Annotated in this window: 9 protein-coding genes; 6 read left to right on the top strand and 3 right to left on the bottom strand. The window is 63.5% G+C overall.

Annotated elements, in window-relative coordinates; genetic code table 11:
• Positions 1–111: 111 nt before the first annotated feature.
• On the bottom strand, positions 112–807 hold the full coding sequence (locus HMPREF2842_RS03660; protein ID WP_070642779.1) for a 3'-5' exonuclease: 696 nt from the start codon (positions 805–807) through the stop codon (positions 112–114).
• 169 nt (positions 808–976) lie between these two features.
• Here HMPREF2842_RS03660 and HMPREF2842_RS03655 point away from each other — a divergent pair, with 169 nt between their 5' ends.
• Positions 977–4,858 carry a UrvD/REP family ATP-dependent DNA helicase gene (locus HMPREF2842_RS03655; RefSeq protein ID WP_070642775.1) on the top strand — a complete coding sequence of 1,294 codons (3,882 nt, stop codon included), beginning with the start codon at positions 977–979 and terminating at the stop codon, positions 4,856–4,858.
• 69 nt (positions 4,859–4,927) lie between these two features.
• On the top strand, positions 4,928–9,682 hold the full coding sequence (locus HMPREF2842_RS03650; RefSeq protein ID WP_070642773.1) for an ATP-dependent DNA helicase: 4,755 nt from the start codon (positions 4,928–4,930) through the stop codon (positions 9,680–9,682).
• Positions 9,683–10,702: 1,020 nt separating this feature from the next.
• Here the strand turns inward: HMPREF2842_RS03650 and HMPREF2842_RS03645 are convergent.
• Positions 10,703–11,704: a phosphotransferase gene (locus tag HMPREF2842_RS03645; protein WP_070541642.1), complete on the bottom strand. Its 1,002-nt coding sequence runs from the start codon at positions 11,702–11,704 to the stop codon at positions 10,703–10,705.
• 321 nt (positions 11,705–12,025) lie between these two features.
• Between HMPREF2842_RS03645 and HMPREF2842_RS03635 the strand changes: the two genes are divergently transcribed.
• Together HMPREF2842_RS03635 and HMPREF2842_RS03630 are read left to right on the top strand one after the other, a co-directional pair.
• Positions 12,026–13,975, top strand: coding sequence for an ATP-dependent helicase (locus HMPREF2842_RS03635; RefSeq protein ID WP_070593623.1), 1,950 nt, complete (start codon positions 12,026–12,028; stop codon positions 13,973–13,975).
• Positions 13,959–14,582, top strand: coding sequence for a M48 metallopeptidase family protein (locus tag HMPREF2842_RS03630; RefSeq protein WP_070593621.1), 624 nt, complete (start codon positions 13,959–13,961; stop codon positions 14,580–14,582). Before HMPREF2842_RS03635 ends, HMPREF2842_RS03630 begins: the two co-directional genes overlap by 17 nt.
• A gap of 162 nt (positions 14,583–14,744) precedes the next feature.
• Here the strand turns inward: HMPREF2842_RS03630 and HMPREF2842_RS03625 are convergent, their stop codons facing one another.
• On the bottom strand, positions 14,745–16,208 hold the full coding sequence (locus HMPREF2842_RS03625) for a zinc-dependent metalloprotease (protein ID WP_070642770.1): 1,464 nt from the start codon (positions 16,206–16,208) through the stop codon (positions 14,745–14,747).
• 298 nt (positions 16,209–16,506) lie between these two features.
• On the opposite strand from HMPREF2842_RS03625, the gene HMPREF2842_RS03620 reads away from it, so the two are divergent.
• Both HMPREF2842_RS03620 and HMPREF2842_RS03615 read left to right on the top strand, forming a co-directional pair.
• Positions 16,507–17,730, top strand: coding sequence for a YlbL family protein (locus tag HMPREF2842_RS03620; RefSeq protein WP_070642766.1), 1,224 nt, complete (start codon positions 16,507–16,509; stop codon positions 17,728–17,730).
• Between the two features lie 272 nt (positions 17,731–18,002).
• On the top strand, positions 18,003–21,114 hold a 3,112-nt coding region (locus HMPREF2842_RS03615), incomplete at its 3' end, for a UPF0182 family membrane protein (RefSeq protein WP_070642764.1).

The raw sequence follows: 21,114 nt of genomic DNA, 5'->3' as shown, positions 1-21,114 counted from the left end.
TATCTAGCATAGGGGAGAAGCCCAAGCGGGGATAGTGTCAGCCCGTCAGCAAAGGAGAAGTAATTGGGGCGCTACCTAGGTTTTTAGCGGCGCAGGTTTAGCGGCGCAGTTTTATCGGCGCACAGGCCAGCGGCCGTCAATGACCTCAGATTCCTTACCCGGCTGCGTACGCAACCACGCCTGGAAGCTCGCCGCCTGCTCCGCCGCCCACTGAATCTGCTGCTCGTGCAGCTGGCGCGCATCCACGTTGAGGATCTCGGGGAACTGCTCGGTGAGCTTCACCAGCAGACGCTCCGCCGCCAGGGCGTCATCAGCGGAGGTGTGCGCATTCTCCAGGGAGACACCGTACTCGGTGGCAAGAACCTCAAGGGTGCGCTTGCCGCGCTTACGCGGAATCACGTGCTTATGCAGAACATACGGGTCGAGCACCACACCCGGCGGCAGCTCACCGTTGGCAATATTGTGGCGCAGTATCTCGTGGTGGAGCACCGAGAAGTCGTAGGCGGCATTGAACGCAATAATCGGCACACCATCAATATTGAGCGCACCAATCGCGCCGGCAAGCTCCCATACGACCTCGCGGGCGGGACGGCCGTGCTCACGCGCGTATTCGGTGGTGATGCCGTGCACGGCGGCGGCACCGGCGGGGATCTCAACGCCGGGGTCAGCCAGCCACTCGCCACGGCGCACCACATTACCCTGAGGGTCCAGCAGGATCAGGGAAGCAGTCACGATGCGGGCGGTGGTGACGTCCACACCGGTGGTTTCAAGGTCAAAAGTGGCGCGCAGGCCGTTCATCCAGGTCATGCTATAAGACTAACCCAGTGGAGAAGGAGGCGCGCGCCCGCAGGTCATGATGCTGTGGATAAGCCCCCGGGGGCTGTATATTAAGTCGCCGGGGCGGCGCATAAGCAACCGACGAGCCTGAATGACCGCCGACAAGGTACAAGCGCGCTCCAGCCGATAGACTGAAACCATGACAACCCAACTTCTCACCGGCATCCCCGGAACCGGTAAAACCCACCACCTCACCGAACGCGCCCTGCGCTACCTCGCCGACGGGAACGACCCCGCCCGCCTGCTCATCCTCGCACCCACCCGCACCGCCGCGACCCGCATGCGAGACACCATCGCCGCATCCAGCGACCGAAGCCTCTCCGTAGCACCCACCCGCGCCTGGGCCGCATATGCCTTCGACCTGCTCAAACGAGCCCAAACCCGCGGGCTACTCAGCGGCGTAGAAGGCAACCTCAAACTCCTCTCCGGCCCCGAACAAGACGTCATCATCGGCGAACTACTCGCCAACCACGCCGAAGGCATCGCCCCCGGACCCGCCTGGCCCGACGTACTCCGCGACGCCCTCGCAACCCGCGGCTTCCGCCACGAAATCCGCGACTTCTTCGACCGCATGGCAGAATACGACCTCACCGCCGAAGACGTACACGCCCTCGCCACCGAACACAACCAGCCCGCCTGGCACGCCCTCGCCCAACTGCACACCGAATACCGTGCCGTGCGAGCCCTCCGCGCCAAAAACGCCTACGACCCGGCAGTACTCATCAACGACGCCTGCCGGCTGCTGCTGCGCGCCCCCGAATTCCTCGCCGAAGAACGCCGCCGCTACGACCTGATCCTCATCGACGACGTGCAGGAACTCAGCCCCTCCATCTACCGGCTGCTACGCCTCATCGCCGCAGAAGTCGCCCCCGCAGACGCCGCGCACCTGACCGAAACCCACCCCGACCTCTTCGCTGAAGGCCCCCAGGTTGTCATGACCTACAGCGATGAAGCCGTCGTCCAGGGCTTCCGAGGCGCCCGCCCAGACCTCGTCACCACCCTGCAGGCAAGCTTCCCGAGCATGCGCACCCGCACGCTCACCACCTCGTACCGCCTGCCCGCTCTCATGATGCCGCTCGTGGCAGACATTCGCCGCCGCCTGCCGCGCTACACCCGATTCGTGCCGCTCACCGCTGAACAGGAAGGGGGCGCGCAGGAAAAGGCGAAGAACGGTGCGCAGGAGGGTGTAAAGAACCGTGCGCCCGCGACCTTCGGACGCATCAACACCACCCCCGCCGACGAAGCCCTCACCTGGGGTGCCGCCGACGAACCGTTGCTACACCTGGGCGCCGACGGCAAAATCCTCGACCCCGCACACTACCGCACCGCACCCGCCGGCGTGTATAAGTATGCGCTCTCCAGCTCCCAGGACGAGGCGAACCTCATTGCCCAAATGCTGCTCGAAGAACGCATCTACGGCAACCACCCCTACCGTGAGTCCGCCATCATCGTGCGTAGCAGCGCGGACGTGGCGCGCATCCGCCGCGTGCTCTCCTCGAACGGTATTCCCTCGCGTACCTCCGCGGCGCTCGTGCCGGTGCGTGACGAGCCCGCCGTACGCCCCTTCCTCGACGCGCTCAGCCTGCTCGTCTATGCCCGCAAGCGCGGCGAGAAGGCGCTCAACCCCGCCGTGCACATGCCCGCCGCAGAAGGTGCAGAAGGTGCGGAGGCGGCGGAGCGTGGCGGCTACGAAACCCTCAGCGCCACCGAAGCTGAAGAGCTCATGCGTCGAAGCCTAGACGACGTCATCGCCGAAGAAAGCCGCGCCAACCCCCTCGGCGGCGCGCAGAGCGCCATCACCCTGCTCACCTCCCGGCTCGGTGGCGCATCCAGCATGGACGTGCGACGACTCCGCCAGCAGCTGCGATCCATCGAACTGCAAAGCGGCGGCCACCGCCCCAGCGACGACCTGCTCCTCGGCGCCCTGCTACACCCCGAAACCCTCCCCGAAGAGGGCGTAGGACGCGCCGTGCACCGCATCGCAGCCGTGCTCTCCGCCGGACGTAAAGCACTCGCCCGACCCGAATCCACCAGCACCGAAGTGCTCTGGGCACTCTGGGAAGCCAGCGGCCTCGAAAAAACCTGGGTCGCCCAGTCGCGCGGCGCAGGCCCCGACGCCGACGCAGCCCACCGAAACCTCGACGCCATGATCGGCCTCTTCGAAGCCGCCGACCGATTCGACGAGCAGATGCGCGGCGCCGGTGCCGAGCAGTTCCTCGACTTCATCGACGCACAGGACCTACCCATGGACACCCTCGCCGCCCGCGGCGTACGCCAAGACGCGGTCGAGATTCTCACCCCCGCACTCGCCGCAGGTCAGTCCTGGCGCACCGTATATGTATGCGGTCTGCAGGAAGGCACCTGGCCCAACACCACCGTGCGCGGCTCCCTGCTGAGCACCGGCGACCTTGTGGACCTGTGCGATGCGCGCCTCCGCCAGCGCGCCCAGCAGGCAGAACAACAGGCGGGGGAGAGCGAGCAGCCTGTGCCGCCCGCCCGCATCCGTAGCTACCCCGAACGCGTGCGCGACACCCGCCACGACGAGCTGCGCATGTTCGCCGTCGCCGCCACCCGAGCCAGCACCCGCCTCGTGCTCACCGCCGTACGCAACGACGATCAGGCCCCCGGCGAGTTCTTCGACTTCGTGCTACCCACCGACGCGGTCGGCGACTCCACGGACGTGCCCATCACCCGCGTGCGCCGCCCCGCCACCCTGCGTTCCCTCGTGGCGGAGCTTCGCCGCACCCTCGTTGAGGAATCGATGAACGCGATGCGTGCCGAAGACGCGCAGCAGGAGGGCTCACAACGGGCCGGCGCGCAGGCTGGAAACGCGCCGGTGGAAGATTCTCTCACCCCGGAAGAGTCCGCATACCGACTCGATGCCGCCTCCCGCACCCTGGCGCGCCTGGCGAACGCCCAGGCACCCGGCGCCGCACCCGACGAATGGTGGGGCCTGCTGCCGCTGTCTAGCACGGAGCTGCTCTTTGCGCACCGCCCCGCAGACCACGCCGAGCTGGACGAAAACCACGGTGAAGACGGCGAAGAACAGGCTGAAACCCCCGGCCGCCGCACGATTACGCTTTCGCCCTCGCGCCTGGAAACCATCCACAGCTCCCCGCTGGACTGGCTGGTTTCCGCCGCCCGCGCGGAAGCCCAGACCGACCTGTCCCGCTCCCTCGGTACGCTTGTGCACGCCATCGCCGAGGAGTACCCGACCGGTACCCTCGAAGAGCTCCAAACCGCCCTCGACGAGCGCATTAGCTCCCTCGGCGTGCCCGCCCGCAAGGACGACGAAACCGACGAAGAGTACCGCGAGCGCGTGCCCTGGGAATCCTACGCCCTCTACGAGCGCGCCAAGCGCATGATTCTGCGCCTGAGCTACTACTACCGTCAGCACATGGGCGACGCCGGCTGGCAGAACCTCGGCGTTGAAGGCTCCTTCGCGGTGCGTGTGCCCGTGCCCTTCGACCCCGCCGGTGAGGTCGGCGAGCTGGATGCGCTGCTCACCGGTCGTGTGGACCGCCTCGAGGGTACCGCCCCGGCGGAGGACGGCACCCGCCGCTACGCCATTGTTGACCTGAAAACCGGTAAGTCTAAGCCGACCGGCTCGGAGATGGAGACGCATCCGCAGCTTGCCGCCTACCAGATTGCGGTGGAGGCTGGCGCGGGCGAACAGCTGGAGGAGCGTTACCGCGCCGAAGCCGCCGCTCTGGAGGCGGACGAACCGCTACCGGATGCCCGTCCCCAGGAGCTGGAGTACACCGGCTACACGGGTCGTTCCGGAGGCGCGGCGCTCGTGCAGCTGGGCGCCTCGGGCGTGAATGACGAGAGTAAGACTCGCCTGCAGGTTCAGCCCGCCCTGACGGAGCACGATTCGTGGGCGGCTGAGCTGGTGCAGCACGCCGCGGAGCTGATTGCTGGCGCGCAGGTGCAGGCTCGTCACCGTGAGGGCGGCTATGGGTGCCGTCTGCCGGAGATTTGCCCGATTTGTACGCGTGGCCGTCAGGTGACGCAGCCCTAGTACCCCCTGTTCTTTCGGTATCACTCACCCTGAACCTCCCATGAGAATGACCCATGAGGAAGAGGAAACATGACTGACTCTGGCGCACACGGCGCTACTAACCCCGGCGCTACTAACTCCGGCGCTAATCCCGGTCCTGGCACCGGCATGCTCACCCCCGCCCAGTGGTGCGAGCACAATAGCTGGCAGCTGCCCAACGGCGCGCTCTTCTCCGCAGAGGCCGCCGCGAACAACCCCGAGCTGAAGCCCGCTGGCTACCGTAGTGCCCTCGATATTGCCGAGATGCTCAACGGCGCCGACGGCAAGAAGCCGACCCCCGAGCAGATCCGCATGATTGAGGCGGGCCCCGCCCCGACCCTCGTTATTGCGGGCGCAGGTTCGGGTAAGACCGCGACCATGGTTGACCGCGTGATTTGGCTGGTCGATAACGGTTTTGTGCGCCCTGAAGAGGTGCTCGGCGTGACCTTCACCCGCAAGGCGGCAACCGAGCTGCGCAGCCGTATGCGCGCCGGTCTGAACACTCTGCGCCGTAGCCGCCGCGTCGCCCCGACCGATGAGGAGCTGCGCGAAGGTATCGCTGACCCGACCGTGCTCACCTACCACTCCTACGCGAATAACCTCGTCAAGGAGTACGGTCTGCGCCTGGGCGTGGAGCAGGACGCGCAGATGCTCGGCGATGCGCAGAAGTGGCAGCTTGCCGCGCAGATTGTGCAGTACTGGGAGGGGGAGCTTCCCCTCGATAAGGACGGCGTGCCGGTGTCTGCGGCGACCATGATTAACCAGATGCTGCAGCTTTCTGACGAGTGCGCGGAGCACCTGGTGGAGCCGCAACAGGTTATTGACTTCTGCACCGAGCAGTTGGCGGCGTACGCGGCGGTGCCCGAGCCTCGCCGTGAGACGAAGACTGAGAGAGACATTCAGAAGGTTCAGCGTCTGCTGCGTAACCGCCGAGTGTACGCGCGCATGGCGATGAGCTACGCCCGCGTGAAGGCGCGCATGCAGGTGCTGGATTTTGGTGACCTGATGCGTTTTGCCGCCCGTATTGCGGAGGCTGACCCGGCGATTCGCGAGGGTGAGCGTGCCCGTTTCAAGGTGGTTCTGCTGGACGAGTTCCAGGACACTTCGCACGCGCAGATGAGCTTGTTCTCCTCGATTTACGGTGCCGATGAGGCGGCGGGTATTCCGGCGCATCCGGTGATGGCTGTGGGTGACCCGAAGCAGTCGATTTACGGTTTCCGTGGCGCTTCGGACGGCCAGATGTTCAGCTTCTACCGTCATTTCCCAACCAAGCATGTGCGGCCGCTGTTCCTGTCCATTGCGTGGCGTAACGACATTTCGGTGCTGAACGCGGCGAACCATGTGGCGGAGAAGCTGAAGGAGGTTCCCGAGTGGGTGCGTGCCGCCGACGGCGATATTACCGCCGCTCAGGTTCCTGACCTGCGCCCGCGCTGCGCTCTGGTGGGGGAGCCGGGCTCACCCGCCTTTGAGCAGGCTGCCGCGGGCATGGTGGGGCGCGTTGATTTGACGTACCACGACTCTGACCGCGAGGAGGCTGTGGCTATCGCTGAGCGTATTGCGGCGATGCGTACCCAGGCGGTGCGCGAGTATGAGCGCGCCTACGCGGCGCATCGTTCCGGTGATGGTTCTGTGCATCCGCGTTTGAAGATGCCTGAGATTGCGGTGTTGGCGCGTGTGCACGGTCAGCTGGACCCGATTCGTGTGGAGTGCGAGCGTCTGGGTATTCCGGTGCAGCAGGTGGGTTTGGGCGGTTTGCTTTCCCAACCGGAGGTTGTGGATTTGGTGTCGGCGTTACGTGTGCTGGCTGATCCGAACCGTTCGGATGCTCTGGCGCGCCTGCTGACGGGTGCGCGTTGGCGTTTGGGCGCGGCGGATATGTTGGCGCTGGGTGATTGGGCTCAGTCGCTGGTGCGTGAGCGTGAGCGTGCCCTGCGCGAGCAGATGGCGTTGCGTATGCTCGCCGAGGCTGAAGACGCCGACGACGCTGCTGCTATCAACCTGCAGGCAGAGCACCTGCGCGCCGCCCAGGAGCGCCTGGACGAAACCCTCAAGGGCGCGGTGGAGGATTCCTCCGGCTACGCCTCCCTGATCGAGGCGGTGGAGAACCTACCGCAGGACGGCGCGGACGGCGAACCCCTCTACGGTGAGCAGTACCGTGGCCGCCGTTTCTCCCCGGCGGCGCTGGAGCGTCTGCGTGCTTTTGCCGAGCAGATGCGCGTGCTGCGTGCCGGTTTGAGCGAGGATTTGGGCACGCTGCTGTACGAGATTGAGCGCACCATGCTGCTGGATATTGAGCTGGCGGTCCGCCCGGGTACCGACCCGCTGGGTTCGCGTGCGAACCTGGACGCTTTCCACGAGGTTGCCGCCGCCTACGGCATGTCGGCGCCGCGTATTAACGCGATGATTTACGCCGGCTCTGACGGCGTGAGCGCGGAGGAGGGCGACCCGGGTGCGCGCCGCTTCCTGCTGTCTTCGGGCGGCGTGAGCTACGTGATGGGTTTCCTCGCGTGGCTTGAACGTGCCGATGATGAGGAGAAGGGCCTGGCGCTGGGCACTGTGGAACCTGACCCGAACGCGGTGCAGCTGATGACCATGCACGCCGCGAAGGGCCTGGAGTGGGATCACGTGCTTCTGCCGGGCCTGTGCGGTAGCGCCACCGGCGGGCAGACCCCGAACCTGTGGCAGATGTCGGCTAATACGGCGCTGCCCTGGCCGCTGCGTGGCGACCGCGAGTACCTTCCCTCGATCCTTGAGACCCCGGAGGAGATTACCGCCTTCGAGAAGGCGAAGGACCTGGAAGACTACCTGGCCGAGCACAAGGATGATGCCGCCGAGCATGCCGGCATGGAGGACCGCCGCCTCATGTACGTGGCGATGACCCGTGCCCGTAACCTGCTGGCGTTGAGCGCCTACCGCTGGAAGAGCGCCGCTATGCTCCCCCTGCCGGTGCAGCCCTTCTGGGAGGAGCTGCTGAAGATGCTCTTCAACCCGTTCGTGGGTCTGGATGCGCCCTCTCTGCATTTCGAAGAGACAATGGATACCCCCTGGGCAGCGCCGCAGTTGGTGGGCATGGGCCTGTCGTACACGATGCCGAACCCCGCCGATAAGCGCAAGAAGGTGCACCTGAACCATGTGCGCCGCTGGGCTGAGCAGCTGGCTGAGTCGAAGTACCGCCTGGCGGAGCCGGTGACCCTGGTGCACGGTACGGTCGTGGATCCCTCGAACCTGCCGCCCGCCCCCGATGAGGCGGCACTGCTGGAAGAGCTGGAACTCTACCCCGTAGACGCCGACGAGCTCACCCCCGTACAGGCGGAGGCGCGCGCGAATGCTCGGGCAACCTACGCCGAGCAGGTGCAACGCTACGCGTGGGCGCTGGTTGAGGCCATGGCTCCTGCCCTCGCGCAGGATTGGCAGCTGGCGGCTCCTTCCGTACGAGCACGCACGGTGGCGGAGAACTGTACCCGCCTGAACCTGCCGGTGCCCGAATGGATTATCGAAGCCACCGAGCGGGAGAAATGGCGTGAGGCGCAACCGCCTCAGCCCGGTTTCTCGCCGACGGTGGCGGCGGCGCTGCCGATTGAGGTGCGCGGCCAGTTCGCCCAGAAGAACTACGAGGACAGGAACCCGAACCTGGGTGCGGTGCTGACCGCCATGTGGCCTTTTGATCCGCTGGAGCGCCCCGTGATTTGGCGTTGGGCTTCTGACGATGCCCTCAACCGGGGCACGGAGGCGGTGCTTCGTCGCGGCCAGCATGAGCAACTGGAGCGTGAGATTGCGATTAACTCCTCGAGCCGTCGTGAGGCGGTGGAGCGCGCCGCCCTGGCGGTGGAGCTCGCCGTTGGCGCGGGGGAGGATAATCTGCACCAGAGCGGGGATGCAGCGGGGGAGAGCGCAAGCCACCTTGCACCCGTCGAACCCGCTGCATCCGCTGTACACGGCGAGTCCGCTATTCCCGAATCCCTGCGTCAGCAGGCGGTGGACTGGGAACGCGAAGCCGACCTGCTACTGCTCATGATGGGTCAGACCGACCCGGTGCTGAGCGATCAGCTGCCGGGGCACCTGTCCGCATCCACGTTCATTCGCCTGAGCGAGGACCCGCAGGGCACGGTGCATCAGCTGATGCGCCCGGTGCCTCAGCGTCCCTCGCGCGCGGCAACGATTGGTACGGCGGTGCACGCGCTAATTGAGGAGCACTTCGGGGTGGCGTCGAGCGCTGACCCGCTGGAGGCACCCGACGCGGAGGACACGGTGGGCGTTGACCTGCCTGCTTCTGCTGCTGCCTCCGCCTCCGCCGCGCCCGCTGAGCCTGCAGATCCTGCTGACCAGCAGGAACAGGACGAGTTCACCTTCGAGGACGACTTCGAGGAATCCGAGAGCGAACTGGACGCCTCCGTTCAGCGCCTCTGGGAGCGCTTCGCCAACAGTGAGTGGGGCAGCGACGAGTGGAAGGACCGCATCTGGGCGGTCGAATACCCGGTCGAAACCCACATCGAGGGCGTAAGCCTGCGCGGCCGTATCGACGCGGTGTTCCGCACCGAGGACGAGGGCGGCGAACGCTGGGTGCTGGTGGATTGGAAGAGCGGTTCCCGCCCGAAGATGTCGACCATGCAGTCTCGACGCTTCCAGCTGGGCCTGTACCGCATCGCGTTCTCCCGCATTATGGGCGTGGACCCGGAGCGTATCAGCACCGTGTTCGTGTACCTGGGCGGCAAGGGTGTTGCGGAGGTGTGGGATCACCAGATCCGCGGCGGCCTGCCCTCGGAGGCGCAGCTGGCGAAGGTGATCCGCGAGGCGCGCAAGGGCTAGGTAGCGGATCTCAACAGCGAATCTCCCAGCGCCGGGCGGGCGGCGCTCGCGCGTTAGCTTGAGCCAATAACCGAATACAGAAAAGCAGCTCACGGAGGCATTGCGCCTCGTGAGCTGCTTTTCTGCGTGGACTTCTGCGGTTAATGGCAGAGAACGCCTCTTCACCCCACTGCATTAGGGTGATGAGGCGTCCTCAGCCGCTGAAGAACTATAGAGGTACTTCGTGCCCTCGCACGCTCCGGGAAAGAATCGCGCCGAACGACTGCCGCTCTCGCGGCCTCACTCGCGCCGCCGGCGCCCCGTGGGGTTTGCGTGCGTCTTTACTCTCAAACACAACCTCGAAAGTAACTCTATAGATTTCTGCCATCGGTGATTGGTTGCGCGGTGCATGAATCCGGCTCGGGTCTGACATGACCGGTCAGGGTCCCGTCCAATCTGTCTCCCCAATTTATCGCTGCCACGATATCAGCGCTGGTCAGTGCGCTATGGGGAGTGTGTCCGCTGGTATTCTCGCGGCACAGCAAAAGTATTCCAGGAGTTTTTGAAAAAATCTACAGGGTAAGTTTTTACCCTAAAATGCACTATTTTGAGCATAGTTCAAGGTGAAGTTGAGACTCTGTGGACTCCCGAGGTCAAAAGTTGGTTCATGTGGGTTTGTGGCGTATTAGCACCCGGGAAATATTGTGAATGGCGCCTTTAGCGCACCTTCAAGTCTCAGCCTTAATCTGAGTCATTCATGCACAAAAATGCAAAACTGGTGCTCAAAAGGTGAGGGGAAACACTTAAAGAAATTTCGGCAAAAAGCCCACTAAAGCCCCTCCACTAGCCCTTATAGGCATCATCCCGTCGGTTTGACAGACAGTCAGGAGAGCAGGTTTCACCGGGCGCGAGTCAGCGGATATACAACCCAGTAGGTACAGTTCAGCCCCGCAGCGCAGTACTGCGGGGCTGAACTGAAAATCTAGCTGAACCGAAAACCTATGCGGTAAGTAGCAACCTAACAGCTACCCGACCCAATACCTACTCGGTGGGGCCGACTAGCGGGCCGACCTCCTCCTGTCCGAGCAGTTCGCCGGAGGCGCGCAGGTCGTCCTGAATGTCCAGGAGCATGGACACCGCGTGGGTTGCGCCGTCGCGGTCGCCAACCTCCACGGTGTGGGTGAGCCACTGGGCGATCGCGAACTCCGCGTAGAAGTTCGCGCGCTGCGCCAGGTAGGCGTCGGGCAGCTGAGGCATCTGCTGGCGGTACACCTCGATTGCCTCGTCGGTGAAGTCGATGTCCTGGCAGGAGTACAGCCAGGCGAAGTCCTGCGCGGGGTCGCCCACGTGCACATCGGACCAGCCGGTGACCTCCACGATGCGCGCCGTCGAGGGCGTGACGTGCAGTACGAGGTTCTCGGCCCCCATGTCACCGTGGACCACGCGCGGGCGGAACTGCCACATGGGTCCGGGGGAGAGCACGGTACGCCAGTGTGCGAGTAGGTCGGCGGGCACCTTGCCGGTTGCGGCGGCACGCTCGAGCTCGGCGTTCTTGCGCAGACGAATCTGCTCCGAAGAGTAGGAGGGCAGATCGGCTTCGTAAATGATGTCTTCGGGCATCACGTGCAGGGTCGCAATGTCCTTGGCGATGATGGACGCCAGGGAGGGGCGGTTCGCCGCAACTTCGCGGCGGCTCAGCTCGGCGAGCTGGTCCACGTCGTAGATGGTGCCGGGGATGTGCGTGTACACGAACACGTTGCCGCCCGCGTAGGGTACGGTGCCGGCGACGGTGGGTACGGCGAAGGGCAGTCGGGCGCGCAGGCCGGGGCTGAACGACTGCAGGATGAGGTGTTCAGCTTCCAGACGCATGCTGGCGTCGGGGCGGCGCGGGGCGCGCACTCGCCAGCGGCGACCGGTGGAATCGGCGATGATTGCCGAGTCGAAGTCGTCGCTGTCTTCGCGGACCGGTTCGGCGCCGACGGGGTAAATCCCGGGCACTCCGGCGGAGACAATGGCTGCTAGCTGAAGGGGAGATAAAGTCACGGGTTAAGGTTACCAAACCAATGTGTGCCGTTTAGTAGTTTTTGGGATCTTTATGCCAAGTGGTGAAGATACTTGTGGATAAGCCTAAACGCTTCCGCCTGCGCTTCTTCCCTCACCTCTATCCGTGCTTCTACTTGCACGCCCCCAGATAGGTAGCGCCTCACGCCCTGAATGAAAGAAGCGACGGCTAAGAAGCCCCGGTGGACTCTGGGAGAATACAATGGAAGACCGGCTATCACCGCCTCGCGCGCCCGCATATCCATATGTCCAGCGCGAGCGCCTGCCGCCTGCCCGTACCGCCCGCCTTACTGATGGAGCATTATGACCGCCACACCTCAGCAGCCTCAGCATATGATCTCCGCAGACGATATTCTTGCCGGGCTTGACCCGGATCAGCGTGCGGTCGCCACCGAGCTGGACGGCCCCATGCGTGTGCTCGCCGGTGCCGGTACCGGTAAGACCCGCGCGATTACGCACCGCATCGCCTACGGTATTGCGATTGGTCGCTACCAGGGCCCGCGCGTGCTTGCCCTGACCTTTACCCTGCGTGCTGCGGAGGAGATGCGTACCCGCCTGCATCAGTTGGGTGCGCACGGCGTGCAGGCGCGTACTTTCCACTCGGCGGCGCTGCGTCAGCTGGTGTATTTCTGGCCGCAGGTGGTGGGCGGTACGTTCCCGTCCATCGTGCAGAACAAAGCCTCGCTCATTACGGAGGCGGCGAACCGTCTGCGCATTAGCACGGATCGTTCCCTGTTGCGTGATTTGGCGTCGCTGATTGAGTGGGCGAAGGTTCAGCTGCTCACCCCGGACACCATCATGCAGCGTTTGAGCGAGAAGCAGCTGCCCTCGGCGATTACCCCGCAGAATATGCAGCGTATTTTCCAGGCGTACGAAGACCTCAAGGATGAGCGTAACCTCATCGACTTTGAGGACGTGCTACTGCTGACCATCGCCATGCTGGAGGAGGACGAGAAGCTCGCCGCGACCGTCCGCAACCAGTACCGCCACTTCGTGGTGGACGAGTACCAGGACGTGTCCCCGCTGCAGCAGCGTCTGCTGGATGTGTGGCTGGGCGGCCGCGACGATATTTGCGTGGTGGGCGACGCCTCCCAGACGATTTACTCTTTTACCGGCGCGACCAGCCGTTACCTGCTGGATTTTCCGCGCCGGCACCGTGGCGCGCACATGGTGAAGTTGACCCGCGACTACCGCTCCCACTCGCAGGTGGTGGAGCTGGCGAACCGTCTGTTGGCGGCGCGTCGTCCGCATCCGGATTCGAGCCCGCATTCGTGGGCGCCGCCGCTGGAGCTGATGTCTCAGCGCGGCCCCGGCGTGGATGTGGAGTGGTTCGGTTACGCGGACGATGAGCAGGAGGCCGCCGGCATTGCCGAGGATATCCGCGACCTGATTGAGAAGGACGGCGTGCCGCCTTCGGAGATTGCGGTGCTGTTCCGCACGAACGCGCAGTCGGCGGCGATTGAGTCTGCGCTGGCTGCCGCCCACATTCCGTACCAGCTGCGCGGCGCGGAGCGCTTCTTCGAACGCCCCGAGGTCAAGCAGGCCATGCTCGCCCTGCGCGGCTCAGCCAAGTCCACCGATGGCACCGAAGACGTCACCCGCTACACCCGCGATGTGCTCGGCGGCCTCGGCTACAAGGAGGAGGGCCCCCTTTCGGGAGGCGCCACTCGCCAGAAGTGGGAGTCCCTCGCCGCCCTGGTGCATATGGTGGATATGATGGCGCAGCACCGCCAAGAGCAGCTTCAGGAGCACCGCGCGAATCCTCGCCCGGGCGTGCCCGAGCCGCTCCCTTTGACCATGCACGAGGTGGTGGCGACCCTGAACCACCGCAGCGAATTCAACGACGCCCCGCAGGTCAACGGCGTAACCCTCGCCTCCCTGCACGCGGCAAAGGGCCTGGAATGGGACGCCGTATTCCTGTGCGGTCTGAACGAGGGCCTCATGCCGATTACTTTCGCGACCACCCCGGATGAGGTGGACGAGGAGCGCCGCCTGCTGTACGTGGGTATTACGCGCGCCCGCAAGTACCTGTGGCTGACCTGGACCATGACCCGCACCGTGGGTGGTCGCGGTCAGCGTAAGCGTTCGCGTTTCCTGGACGATATTGATCCGGCGAAGCGCCGCCGCAGGGCTGAGAGCGCCGGCCCCTCGTATAGCCAGCCCCGCTCGGCACAGGCTCGTTCGACTCAGCCCCGTGCAACACAGGCTCGCCGTTCGTCGAAGGGAAGAGGAGACTATGGCTCAGCGTTTTAAACGTGAGATTCTGCCCGCCACCGAGGATCGACCGCAGATTGAGCTGGTCCGCTCGGCGCGCCGCACCCGCACCATCAGCATGCAGCGTGACGGCGTGGACGAGCACGGCAATCCCGCCTACCGCCTGCTCATTCCGGCTGCGAGTACGAGCGAGGAGATTGATGAGCATATTGCCCGCCTGCTGCCGCGCATTCAGCGTCGTGCCGCGCGCCGTGAGCGTGCCACGCAGCTGACGGTCACGGACGAGTACCTGCGCTCCCGCGCTCTGCACCTGGCGCAGAAGAACCTGCCGGAGCTGGTTGCCGCGGGCAGGCTCGAGAAGCTGTCGATTCGCTGGGTGAGCAACCAGCGTCAGCGCTGGGGTTCGGCAACCTACGCGAACACGCAGATTCGTATCTCATCGGAGCTGCAGGGCGTACCGGAGTACGTGCTGGATTCGGTGATTCACCACGAGCTCTGCCACCTGCTGCAGCCGAACCATTCGGCGGCGTTCCGTGCCCTGGAGTCGCGTTACCCGCAGCTGCTGCGGGCGCAGGCCTACCTGGAGGGGTACGCGCTGGGGCGCTCGCGTGCTGAGGGCGAGCGCGGCGAAAACAGCGCGGACTAAAATCCAGCCAGCTAAAATCCAACCGGCTAACGCGCTTCCCGAAAATCAAAGAATCAAAAACCAAACGAAACACTCGAGCGGGGGTGACTTGTACATTCACAAGCCACCCCCGCTCGAGTGTCAGCTATTTACTTTCGCCGCTCAGCTTTACTTCGCTCAGCTTTACTTTTCTTCGGGCGCGTTGCCGAAGCCGCCGTCCAGCAGCTTCTGCAGCTCCGAGTCGAAGTCCACGTCGTCCAGGCTGATTTCGTTCATGCGCGCATCGTATGCGGTGAAGTCTTCCAGCTCGGCGGGGGTGGGCAGGGTCTCCGGGGTGTCCCAGAGGCCGTCGCGCGCCTCAATGCCGTGGGATTCTTCGTACCAGCGCCAGAACTGCTGTGCCTCACGCACCAGGCGCGGGCGCAGTTCCAGGCCGACCAGGTTCTCGAAGACCTGCTCGCTGGGGCCGCCGTCGATGCGGCGGCGCGCCATGATTTCGGTCAGCTGCGGTGCCTTGGGCAGGTTGCGGGTCGCATCCTCGGTGACGACGGATACCCAGCCTTCGATGAGGGCGAGCAGACCCTCCAGGCGCTGTACCGCCAGTTCCTGGTCTTCGGTGCGCTGGGGGCTGAACATGCCGCCTTCGAATGCTTCCTGTACTGCGTCGGGGTTGCTCATATCCACCTGGGATGCGGCGTCCTGCATGCGGTTCATGTCCACGCGGATGCCGCGGGCGTAGCGCGCCACGAGCTGGACCAGGTCTTCACGCAGCCAGGGGTTTGCCTTGTGCAGGCGGATCAGCGCGGATTCACGCACAGCAAGGTAGAGCAGAACCTCCTGCGGGGGCACCTCGATGCTGTCGGCGAGCTGCTGGTAGCCGTTGGGCAGCAGCGCGGAGGAGCCGGGCGCGAGGGGGAAGCCCACGTCGGTGGAGGAGTACACCTCACCGGCGAGCTGCGCGAGTGCCTGCGCCATCTGCGCACCAAAAATCACGGAACCAATGTTGTTCAAGAAGCCGCTGTTGAGAATCTGCGAGATCTCTTCGGGCACGTCTTCGGGAGCGCCGGGCATGACCATGGACTGGGTGACTTCGGCTGCGACCGGCTCGACCATTTCGCGCCAGGAGTCGAAGGAATGCTCCACCCATTCCGCCTTGGACCACGCCTGCACCGGGTAGTTGTGGCGCTCAATGATAGTCACCGCGTCCAGCCAGAGGTCGGCGAGGTTCGCCGCGTCTTCTACGGCGCGCTTGAGGTTTTCGGGTACGGAGGGGTCTTCACCCATGGAGGCGAGCATCTGGCGGGTCTGGTTCTTCACGCTATCCCAGTTCACACCGCTGGGGCTGTCGGATGCGCCCGCGCCGGAGAACATCGCCTGCACCTGCGCGAACATGCTCTGCATCATGGCGGGGTCAAAGCTCATGCCCATGTTCTTCAGGTCTTCGGGGTCGATGCTGATGCCGAAGGGGTTCTGGCCGCCTTCGCCGAAGAGCGCGCTGAAGGGGTTCTGCGCGTTGGAGGAGGCGCCCTTGCCGCCCTGGCCGGTTGCCCCAGCGGAGGGGTCGAAGCCCTGCTCCTGCATCTTCTTAATGAATTCTTCGAGGGGGTCGCGCTCGTTGGAGGCGCCGCCGGTGGGGTTCTCAGACATGTAGAAGCCTTTCGTAATCCGGGGGTGGGCGTAGCTGGCTCGCTCGCTGTCCAGCCTACCGATTTTTGCTGAGAATTTCCCGTGCCACCGCTGTGGAAGCGGGTTAATCAGCTAAGGGCTCACAAGCTTGTCTCTGTCGCCGGGGTTTGGGAGCTTTTTCGTGCCGCTGTCACCGTGCGGTGCTGACACAGCGCGGTGCGGGCCGGAACGTAAACGCCACCTGATTGCTCTATTTTTAGCGGGGTAACGGTGCCCGCCCGCGTGTTGAAAAGCAGGTTTATCCGGTACTGTAGAAACCATGACTAAGTCCACCCCTGATGCTGAGCAGCAGCCGAACGCCGCCTCCGCGAGCGTGAAGAGTAATGAGAAGGCGACCAAGCGCCGTTCGCGTTTTGCGCCGCGCCGTGTGAACCTGCGTTCGGTCAGTGCTGTGGCGACGTGCGCCCTGCTGGCTGGTGCTTTTGTTCTGCCCAGTTCCTATGTGAAGGAGGGCCCCGGCCCGCTCTTTGACGTGCTCGGAACCTATCAGGAGAAGGACGTCATTGAGGTTTCTGGCGCGCCCAGCTATAAGACGTTCGGCAAGATGAACATGACCACGGTGTCGGTTTCGGGCGGCCCGTACACGGAGCTGTCCGGCGCGGAGGCGTTCTACGGCTGGTTGGCGTTTGACGGTAACCGCAGCCTCGTGGTGCCGACCGATGCCCTGTACCCGCACGTGAGCCATGAGCAGGCGACGGCGGCGACCGGCGCGCAGATGGCTGATTCGCAGACTCAGGCGAAGGTCGCGGCGATGCGCCAGCTGAAGATGGCGGTGACCGAGAAGGTTCAGGTGCTTTCCACGGTGGAGGGTTCCCCGGCGGCGAGCGCGCTGAGGGCTGATGACCGTATCGTGAAGGTGGGGGAGAAGCAGATTGAGACTCTCACCGATGTTCCGAAGGCGGTGAACGCTTCGAACGGCTCGCCGATTGATGTGACCGTGGAACGTGACGGCAAGCAGCAGACCTTTAAGCTGACCCCGGTTCGTTCCAGCGACAATAGCCGCTGGATTCTGGGCGCGGGTTTGAAGCAGAGCTATGACCTGCCGGCGCACGTGCAGTACAACCTGGACGGTGTGGGCGGCCCGAGCGCCGGTCTGATGCTGGCGCTGGGTACGGTGGATAAGCTGAGCGAGGGTACTCTGCTCGCCGATGAGGATGCCGGAGGCGACCCGTACCGCAGCTACATTTCGGGTACCGGCACGATTGATGCAGACGGTAAGGTCGGCGCAATTGGCGGTATCAAGTACAAGATTCTGGCGACGGGCCGTTACGGTGCGCGCTACTTCTTGGCGCCTAAGGAGAACTGCGATTCGATTGTGAAGATGCAGGCGCAGGACCCCGACCTGTTCAACTACTATCACGCCGGTCAGGTGCGCGGCACGATGGTGGTTGTGCCGGTGTCGACCCTGGATGAGGCGGTGAAGACGGTGGAGGCGATTAAGTCCGGCACCCCGGATGATTCCCTGCCCCGCTGCGGTTCCTAACATAACGTTTTTCTCCGCAAGGTTCTCACCCGTATAGCGTAGAAGTCAGCCCCGGTACTTTACGGTACCGGGGCTGTTCTGTGCCCTATTCTCTGTCCTCGTCTGCGTCTCCGTAATCCTCGCCAGCACCTCTCATCTCAGCATTTCGCGCCCCAAAACCTCTCAACCGGTCATATTTCGCCCCGAGCTTCTACGAGGTTCTGCCCTTCTGCGTTACCTCTGAGATACTTAAAGGCAGTTATTTTCTCTGAACGTATGATGAGCGAGGAATTGTGTCTGAGTCGACCAATAACACCGCGCATCCCAAGCCGAAGAAGTCAACGCCTAAGCGTCGTAGCCCCCTGAGGGCGACGATTGCTGTGGTGGCGGTGCTCATTGCTGCTTTTGTGGGTGCGTCCCAGGTGTACACGGACTGGCTGTGGTTTGATCAGCTGGGTTATAGCACCGTGTTCACTACCCAGATTTTGTTGAAGGCAGCCGTGTTTGTGGTGGCTGCCGTGGTGATTGCTGTGCCGCTGTGGGCTTCGATGTCCTACGCGGTCCGTCATGCTGATGTGGCGCCGGCGTCCGAGAAGAAGCCGCAGGAGGCGCCGAACCCGAATCAGAGCGTGCCGACGAGCGGCACGGATGCTGCCGAGCAGATGCTGCGTGACGTGTTTGGCCAGCAGCGTGCTGAGGAGAGCATGCGCCGCTACCACGAGAGCGTGGATAAGGCGCGTAAGGTTCTGCTGATTGTGGTTCCGCTGCTGTTGGGTCTGTTCATTGCTTCGGCGACGATGACTCAGTGGAGCACCGTCGCGCTGTTCTTCAATCAGCAGTCCTTCGGTAAGACTGACCCGGAGTTTGGTCTGGATTACGGTTTCTTCCTGTTTGCGTTGCCGTTCTTCCGTATGGTGGTGACTCTGGTGACTTCCGCTGTGGTGCTGTCGGCGCTCGCGGGCCTGTTCATGCACTACTTCTACGGCGGTATTAAGGTGCAGCCCGGTGGCGTGAGTACCACGTCGGCATTCCGCCGTCACGCTGCGATTGTGGTGGCTGTGTTTTTGCTGACTCGTGCGGTGAGCTTCTGGTTGGACCGCTATTCGTCGACTCAGCAGCAGGTGGGCCGTTGGGCTGGCGCGATGTACACGGATGTGAACTCGTCAATCCCGGTGAACGCTATTTTGGCGATTTCTGCTCTGCTGGTGGCGATCATGTTTGTGGTGGCTGCTTCGATGAATCGTTGGCGTCTGCCGCTGATTAGCACCGCGATGCTGGTGATTGTTGCCGTGGTTGCTGGCGGCCTGTACCCGTGGGTTGTTCAGCGTTTCCAGGTGGTTCCGAATGAGCAGGGCGCTCAGTCAAAGTTCATTCAGCGCAATATTGATGCGACCCGTTACGCGTACGGTCTGGACAAGATTGAGACCACTCCGTATGACGCGACGATTGATACCCGTGCCGGTGCGTTGAGCTCTTCGAGCGCGACTATTGCGAATATCCGTCTGTTGGATCCGAATGTTGTGTCCTCGGCGTTTGCTCAGATGCAGCAGTTCCGCCCGTACTACCGTTTTGATTCGCAGCTGTCGGTGGACCGCTATTCGGTGGGTAACACCACGCAGGATACGGTGTTGGCGGCTCGTGAGCTGAACCCTGCGCAGACGAGCGGCGATTCTTGGTATAACCGTCACGTGGTGTACACCCACGGTTACGGTGTGATTGCCGCCTATGGTAATCAGGTGGATTCTGCGGGTAACCCGAAGTTCCTGCAGTCCGGTATTAAAGCGACCGGTACCCTGAGCGAGGATTATGAGCCGCGTATTTACTTTGGCATGAGCTCGCCGGAGTATTCGATTGTGGGCGGTAAGGGCGACACCCTGGAGCTGGACCGTCCGCTTTCTGCTGAGGAAACCAACGCCTCCGATGCGAAGTACACTTTCACCGGTTACGGTGGTCCTCGCGTTGATTCGCTGCTGGCTCGCCTGTCGTACGCGATTAAGTTCCAGTCCTCTGACATTCTGCTGTCGGATGCGGTGCGTGAGGGTTCGCAGATTCTGTACGAACGCAACCCGCTGGATCGTGTGCGTAAGGTGGCGCCGTACCTGAGCGTGGATTCTAAGCCGTACCCGGCGATTGTGAATAACCGCGTGCAGTGGATCGTGGATGCTTACACCACGAGCGATCAGTTCCCCTACGCGCAGGGTAGCTCCCAGGATGCGGCAACCGCTGCGGGCGCTCAGCGTTCTAACTCGGTGAACTACATCCGTAACTCGGTGAAGGCTACCGTGGACGCGTATGACGGTTCGGTGACCCTGTACGCGTGGGATGAGGAGGATCCGGTGCTGAAGGCGTGGCAGGGTGTTTTCCCTGGCACGGTGAAGAGCTACCGTGAGATGAACGCTTCGCTGATGAGCCATGTGCGTTACCCGACTGACATGTTCAATATTCAGCGCACCATGCTGAATAAGTACCACGTGACGAACGCGAATAGCTTCTACGCCGGTGACGATGTCTGGTCGATTCCGAACGACCCGACCAATGATCGTAACCAGCCGATTTCGCCCTACTACCTGTCCTTGCAGATGCCCGGGGATTCTCGTGCGCACTTCTCGTTGACGACCACGTTCATTCCTCAGCAGAGCGATTCGAACTCTCGTAACGTGATGTACGGCTTCCTGGCGGCTAATGGTGATGCCGGTACCGGTAAGGACGGCGAGCGTAGTGCTGATTACGGCAAGCTACGCCTGCTGGAGTTGCCGCGTTCTTCGGTGGTTCCGGGCCCGGGCCAGGCTCAGAATATTTTCAACTCTGATGCTGAGGTGTCGAACCAGCTGAACCTGCTACGCCGCGGTTCCTCTGAGGTTATTAACGGCAATATGCTGACTCTGCCGGTGGGCGGCGGCATGCTGTACGTTCAGCCGGTGTACGTGCAGTCGAGCGGTGACGCTAAGTACCCGCGTCTGCAGCGTGTGCTGGTGAGCTTCGGCGATAAGGTCGGTTTCGCTCCGACTCTGGAGGAGGCGCTGAACCAGGTGTTCGGTGGCTCTTCGGGCGCGAAGCTGGACGGTTCGGCGGCTAGCCCCTCGGCTTCGGCGTCTGGTTCTTCGGGTACCTCGGGTGCTTCGACCGGAGGTTCTTCGGCTTCGCAGTCTTCGGAGCTGAAGCAGGCTCTCAACGATGCCTCGAAGGCGATGACCGATGCTGATGCGGCGATGAAGAAGGGCGACTGGGCTACCTACGGTGAGGCTCAGAAGCGTCTGGAAGCAGCCGTGAAGAAGGCTCTGGAGGCTGAGGAGGCGCAGAGCGCGGCTTCCGCTAAGGCTTCGGCAGCGCCCAGTGCCTCTGCGGCTCCGAGCGCCTCTGCAGCTCCCAGTGCCGCGGCTTCTGCAAGCGCCCCCGCAAGCGCGA

It is taken from the genome of Rothia sp. HMSC069C10, assembly GCF_001812205.1.
In the GTDB taxonomy this organism is placed as follows: Bacteria; Actinomycetota; Actinomycetes; order Actinomycetales; family Micrococcaceae; genus Rothia; species Rothia mucilaginosa.
This window is presented reverse-complemented; position numbering and strand designations above follow the sequence as displayed.

Bases quoted from the DNA above. Each gene is read 5' to 3' on its own strand.
- HMPREF2842_RS03625 (WP_070642770.1), bottom strand. From the start codon at position 16,208: ATGTCTGAGAACCCCACCGGCGGCGCCTCCAACGAGCGCGACCCCCTC.
- HMPREF2842_RS03655 (WP_070642775.1), top strand. From the start codon at position 977: ATGACAACCCAACTTCTCACCGGCATCCCCGGAACCGGTAAAACCCAC.
- HMPREF2842_RS03660 (WP_070642779.1), bottom strand. From the start codon at position 807: ATGACCTGGATGAACGGCCTGCGCGCCACTTTTGACCTTGAAACCACC.
- HMPREF2842_RS03650 (WP_070642773.1), top strand. From the start codon at position 4,928: ATGACTGACTCTGGCGCACACGGCGCTACTAACCCCGGCGCTACTAAC.
- HMPREF2842_RS03635 (WP_070593623.1), top strand. From the start codon at position 12,026: ATGACCGCCACACCTCAGCAGCCTCAGCATATGATCTCCGCAGACGAT.
- HMPREF2842_RS03630 (WP_070593621.1), top strand. From the start codon at position 13,959: ATGGCTCAGCGTTTTAAACGTGAGATTCTGCCCGCCACCGAGGATCGA.
- HMPREF2842_RS03620 (WP_070642766.1), top strand. From the start codon at position 16,507: ATGACTAAGTCCACCCCTGATGCTGAGCAGCAGCCGAACGCCGCCTCC.